This window comes from Sporosarcina sp. P29, assembly GCF_002743265.1.
In the GTDB taxonomy this organism is placed as follows: domain Bacteria; phylum Bacillota; class Bacilli; order Bacillales_A; family Planococcaceae; genus Sporosarcina.
Window position 1 is genome coordinate 1 of record NZ_PDYX01000041.1, and the last position, 6,061, is coordinate 6,061.

The 6,061-nt window shown below is 44.0% G+C and carries 5 protein-coding genes; 4 read left to right on the forward strand and 1 reads right to left on the reverse strand.

Annotation, left to right across the window (positions count from 1 at the left end; genetic code table 11):
• Positions 1 to 338: 338 nt before the first annotated feature.
• Both rraA and CSV68_RS16270 read left to right on the forward strand, forming a co-directional pair.
• A complete protein-coding gene (gene rraA, locus CSV68_RS16265) occupies positions 339 to 818 on the forward strand; it encodes a ribonuclease E activity regulator RraA (RefSeq protein ID WP_099662647.1) in 480 nt (159 codons plus the stop codon).
• Positions 819 to 973: 155 nt separating this feature from the next.
• Positions 974 to 3,112 carry an ATP-dependent Clp protease ATP-binding subunit gene (locus CSV68_RS16270; protein WP_483315684.1) on the forward strand — a complete coding sequence of 713 codons (2,139 nt, stop codon included), beginning with the start codon at positions 974 to 976 and terminating at the stop codon, positions 3,110 to 3,112.
• Between the two features lie 55 nt (positions 3,113 to 3,167).
• On the opposite strand, the gene CSV68_RS16275 is transcribed toward CSV68_RS16270, so the two are convergent.
• On the reverse strand, positions 3,168 to 3,350 hold the full coding sequence (locus CSV68_RS16275) for a YjzD family protein (protein ID WP_099631038.1): 183 nt from the start codon (positions 3,348 to 3,350) through the stop codon (positions 3,168 to 3,170).
• A gap of 178 nt (positions 3,351 to 3,528) precedes the next feature.
• Here CSV68_RS16275 and CSV68_RS16280 point away from each other — a divergent pair, with 178 nt between their 5' ends.
• Entirely contained in the window at positions 3,529 to 4,461 is a 933-nt protein-coding gene (locus CSV68_RS16280) for a beta-ketoacyl-ACP synthase III (RefSeq protein ID WP_099635459.1), read from the forward strand.
• Positions 4,462 to 4,506: 45 nt separating this feature from the next.
• Complete coding sequence (gene fabF, locus CSV68_RS16285) at positions 4,507 to 5,742, forward strand: beta-ketoacyl-ACP synthase II (RefSeq protein WP_099635458.1); 1,236 nt, start codon at positions 4,507 to 4,509, stop codon at positions 5,740 to 5,742.
• Positions 5,743 to 6,061: the final 319 nt, after the last annotated feature.

Below are 6,061 nucleotides of genomic sequence, written 5' to 3' on the forward strand. Positions count from 1 at the left end.
CGCTCATAACTCAAGTCTAACCGCTCTATCATCAGCGACATGCGCTCATACTAAGTCCACAACCGCTCATATGAGCTGAATCCATCATATAACTTGGATTGAAGCGGAAGCTAGCGGCGAAGTGCAAAGATGTGCTCCTAACGCTTCGCTTTTACTCGCAAAAGCTCATGGGAAAGCGTCCGCCAGCTGGAGCTTCAATCCCATGACGAACACTATGTAACTCACCTAGCCAATCCCCATATCCAAAATGAAAACATTCATAATAAAAAAGGAAATGCAAGATTTTGTCGAATAGGAATAGAGTAGCGTCAAACAGAATGTACTAGGGGGAATGGGAAATGTCAGTTAAAACAGCAGACCTGTGCGATGACTTCATCGACGAACTGCAAGTGTGCACAGTGGAGTTCAAATCCTATGGCAAGCACAAAAGATTCTCGGGGCCGATCTCGACAGTGAAGGTTTTTGAAGACAATGTGCTAGTCAAAGAAGCACTTCAAACGATTCCAGAAGGCCATGTCTTGGTTGTAGACGGCGGGGGATCAAAACGCTGCGCACTCATGGGGGACATGCTCGGCGAAATCGCACAAGATCGTAAACTGGCTGGCGTCATTATTTATGGCTGCGCACGCGACACTGCGGATCTTTGCACACAAGAAATCGGTGTCATGGCGATCGGTAGCATGCCGGTAAAAAGTATTAAACGTGGCGAAGGACAAAAAGACGTAGTTCTTCATTTCGGAAATGTTGAATGGACACCAGGTCACTTCGTCTACGCGGATGAAGACGGGGTAGTCGTTGCGCCTCGCCAATTAGTTTAATGCACGTCGCTCGCATAGTTGCGGGCGGCTTTTTATGTCTAAAAATAGTCATCGAATTCGAGTGTTAATCTTTTACTTTATCCAAAAAATATACTATAATTTAATTAATCAAAGATAGTCAAAGTCAAACAAATGAAAGGCGGATGTATATGCGTATGGATGGAATGCAAGAAGATCAGCGCTCACCACTAGAGCAATTCGGTCGTAATCTTGTGGATGAAGTGAAAAATGGAAAAATGGATCCGGTTATTGGCCGGGATGAAGAAATTCGAAATGTAATCCGAATATTATCAAGAAAGACAAAGAATAATCCAGTCCTCATCGGAGAGCCGGGAGTCGGTAAAACTGCGATTGTGGAAGGATTGGCACAGCGTATTGTAAAAGGCGATGTGCCGGAAGGATTGAAAGACCGTCAGATTTTTGAGCTTGATATGAGTGCATTGATTGCGGGTGCGAAGTATCGTGGAGAGTTTGAAGAACGTCTGAAAAGTGTTTTGAAACAAGTGAAAGATAGCAATGGAGAAATCATCATGTTCATTGATGAGATCCATACGATTGTTGGAGCAGGAAAAACAGAAGGTGCGATGGACGCAGGGAATATGTTGAAGCCGATGCTTGCACGTGGTGAATTGTACTGTATTGGTGCGACTACACTCGATGAATACCGGATGTATATCGAAAAAGATGCGGCACTAGAAAGACGGTTCCAGCAAGTGATGGTACGTGAACCTTCCGTTAAAGATACGGTGTCGATTTTGCGTGGACTAAAAGAACGTTTTGAATTGCACCACGGTGTGCGTATTCATGACCGTGCAATAGTTGCAGCGGCAACATTATCTGATCGGTATTTAACTGAGCGTTTCATGCCTGATAAAGCGATTGATTTAATTGATGAAGCAAGCGCCATGATTCGTACGGAAATCGATTCGATGCCATCTGAACTGGATGCGGTGACTCGTAGAATTATGCAACTTGAAATTGAAGAGCAAGCATTGCGTAAAGAGAAGGATACGATGAGTCAGTCGCGTCTACAGACTTTGCGCGAAGAGCTACAAGACTTAAAAGATTCTTCAAAAGGTATGCGAGAGCAGTGGGATGAAGAAAAAGCTGCATTAAAAATGATTCAAAGTAAACGCGAAGAGTTGGATCGCTACCGTCGAGAACTTGAAGAAGCGCAAAGTAGTTTTGATTTGAATAAAGCGGCTGAATTACAGTACGGTAAAATTCCAGCATTGGAAAAAGAATTAAAAGCATTGGAAAGTCCGTTAGAAGGAACGAAAGATATACGTCTATTGCGTGAAGAAGTGACGGAAGAAGAGATTGCATCCATTGTTGCCCGTTGGACAGGCATTCCAGTAACGAAACTTGTTGAAGGAGAGCGTGAAAAGTTATTGCGCTTGCATGAAACATTGAAAGAACGTGTCATTGGTCAAGACAATGCAGTACAACTCGTCACTGAAGCTGTCTGGCGTGCGCGTGCAGGGATTCAAGATCCGAACAAGCCTATTGGGTCGTTCTTGTTCCTTGGACCGACTGGTGTAGGTAAGACAGAGCTTGCGAAAACATTAGCTGCAACGTTATTTGATTCGGAAGATCATTTCGTGCGCATTGATATGTCCGAGTATATGGAGAAACACAGTGTGTCTCGTCTAGTCGGTGCACCTCCAGGATATATCGGCTATGAAGAAGGCGGCCAGTTAACGGAAGCGGTACGACGAAATCCATATGCTGTCGTGTTATTGGATGAAATTGAAAAAGCGCATCCTGATGTAGCGAATATTTTACTGCAGATTCTAGATGATGGACGTATTACAGACAGTCAAGGGCGTTTAGTCAACTTTACGAATACTGTCGTAATCATGACATCGAATATTGGGTCGGCTTATTTACTCGAGAATGATCTAGAGAACACAGAACATGCCAAAGAAGATTTGATCATGGCAGCACTTCGTAGTCATTTCAAACCCGAGTTGTTGAACCGAATGGACGATATTATCATCTTCCATTCATTGACTACTGATTCATTCAAAGCGATTACTAACAAGATGCTTGGTGATTTGGTTGGTCGTCTGGAAGAGCAGGATCTTGTGCTTGTCTATGACGAAGAAGTACTTGATTGGATTGTTCGTGAAGGAGCGGATGCGGACTTCGGTGCGCGGCCATTGAAACGATTCATTCAGCGACATGTGGAAACGAAAGTTGCAAAAGAAGTTATTCGAGGCGGTCTTGTAGAAGGACAGCAAATCAAATTGTCCATGAACGATGGACAATTGGTTGTGGATGTTGCTCGATAAGATAAAATAAAAGCGTAAGAACTGTTGAACAGTTCTTACGCTTTTTGATCGTAAATCAAACGTCTGCTGGAGATTCGTTTGGAATGATTGCAGTGATAATCAATACAAGTACAGCCAAAACGATTGAGACGGTAACGCCCGCCATGAAGTCAAATGCATTGCCTCCAATAGAGCCGGCAACGTAGTTTAACATAGCTACCAAGAGGAACGACCAAACAAATGTCATAATATAGTGCATGATTTTCACCTCGACTAGTCTATTTCATAATACATCATACCATAGCATACTAAAACGATGAAATGAAATTATGCATTATATTTGACGAAAAGGTGTCCTCTTCTTGAAAAAGTATGTTTTTTCTTCTATAATTACTACCAGGTACTAATATTAGATGATAAGGAACGGGGTAGATGAGATGAGAGCTGGACTTTTAGGGATGGGGAAATATGTTCCGCCAACTGTTGTGACGAATGAAGATTTAGAAAAAAGTTTAGATACATCAGATGAATGGATTCGTACGCGAACGGGAATTGAAGAGCGTAGAATCGCATCAGATGACATTGACACATCCGACATGGCATTCGAGGCTGCGAAAGAGGCATTGCAATCAGCAGATATCCGTGCTGATCAAATTGGTCTAATTTTAGTAGCTACAGTTACGCCGGATAATATTTTTCCATCTGTCGCAACGATGATCCAAGAACGTCTAGGTGCGAAAAACGCAGCAGCGATGGATATTTCTGCAGCATGCGCAGGGTTCATTTATGGTGTGGTAACAGCGAAGCAATTTGTTGAATCTGGCACATATGATTATGTTCTTGTAGTAGGTGTTGAAAAGTTATCGAAAATCGTCGACTGGGAAGACCGCAATACCGCTGTCTTGTTCGGAGATGGTGCAGGAGCAACAGTCGTTGGTAAAGTCAGTGAAGGAAGAGGAATTCTTTCATTCGAATTGGGAGCAGACGGTTCAGGTGGTAAATATCTCCACCATGATAAATATTTAGAAATGAATGGCCGCGAAGTATTTAAGTTTGCGGTACGTCAAATGGGAGAAACAGCAGTCAACGTCGCGAAAAAAGCGGGTCTAACGACAGACGAAGTGGACTATCTTGTTCCTCACCAAGCCAATATCCGTATAATGGAAGCATCACGAGAACGTTTAGGATTGCCGGTTGAGAAGATGTCGAAAACGGTTCATAAGTATGGCAATACATCGGCAGCATCTATACCGATTTCATTGACAGATGATTTAGCTGAAGGTCGAGTGAAAGATGATGACGTGATTGTTTTGGTAGGATTCGGTGGCGGCTTGACATGGGGCGGCTTATGTATAAAATGGGGTAAGTAAATAGCCCGAAAAAATAAAAGTTAACAATAGAAAGGAAGTTTGAAATTGGAAAAACGACGTGTAGTGGTAACGGGTATCGGTGGAATTACTCCAGTAGGTAACACAGCTGAAGAATCTTGGAAATCAGTGTTGGAAGGAAAATCTGGTATTGATGTCATGACAAGACTGGATCAGGAAAAATTCCCGGTCAGCGTGATGGCGGAGGTAAAAGGTTTTGATATCGAAGAATACGTTTCCCGTAAAGATGCCCGTAAAATGGATCGGTTCACGCACTATGCAGTTGCTTCCGCAATGATGGCGATGAAAGATGCGAACCTGGAACTTGAAGGCGACTTAGCGCTTCGTACAGGCGTTTGGATCGGTTCTGGAATCGGCGGAATGGAATCACATGAGAAACAATTCAATACTTTCCTTGAAAAAGGCTATCGACGCGTCAGTCCATTTTTCGTTCCTATGATGATTCCGGATATGGCTGCAGGACAAGTATCTATTTTCACAGGAGCTAAAGGAATCAACTCTTGTTCCGTAACAGCTTGTGCATCTGGTACAAACTCTATCGGCGATGCATTTGAAGTGATCCTACGTGGAGATGCAGACGTCATGATCACAGGCGGAACTGAAGCGCCAATTACGTCACTTGCAGTAGCAGGATTCATTGCAAGTACAGCGCTATCTTTAAATGACGATCCTACAAAAGCTTCCCGTCCATTCGATAAAAACCGTGATGGTTTCGTAATGGGTGAGGGTGCAGGAATTCTGATTTTGGAAGAATATGAGCATGCGGTTGCACGTGGCGCGAAGATCTACGCGGAAATCGTCGGCTACGGTTCAACTGGCGATGCGCACCATATTACAGCACCGGCACCAGGTGGAGAAGGCGGAGCGCGTGCGATGCAACAAGCATTGGCAAAAGCGGGCGTTGACCCTACACAAGTGAATTATATTAATGCGCATGGCACGAGTACGCCGTATAATGATTTGTTTGAAACAATGGCAGCGAAGACTGTGTTTGGTGACCATGCGTATAAGTTAGCAATGAGTTCCACTAAGTCGATGACAGGTCATTTGCTAGGGGCTGCTGGCGGTATTGAGGCGATCTTTACTGTAAAGGCGTTGCAAGAAGGAATTTTACCTCCTACGATGAATTATGAGACGCCAGATCCTGAGTGTGATTTGGATTATGTAGTGAATGAGGCGCGTAAGGCTGATATTACGTATGCTATGAGTAACTCTCTTGGCTTTGGCGGGCATAATGCTTCGTTGGTGTTTAAGAAGATATAAGGTGGAAGTGGGAAGGGTCGATTTTGACTCTTCCCGCTTTTTTTATTGGGGAAGCTTAAGTTCAAATTCAAGTTCGTTAGTGATTGGAAGGGCACCGTTTACCGACGTTCCAGGCGGACGCTTTCCCATGGGCCCGCGGTGAGCCAACTAGGTCGCAAGCTCCCTATAGTTGTCTCACCTGATCGGGCTGATCCATCGGGAGCATTCCTGTTTGGTTAGTGGAACCCTATTGAAATAGAAAAGTCCCCTTGGTATGATTCGGGGTGTCAAGGCGTCGACGGCTTGACCCCTAATTATAACCAAGGAGGACTCACATGAA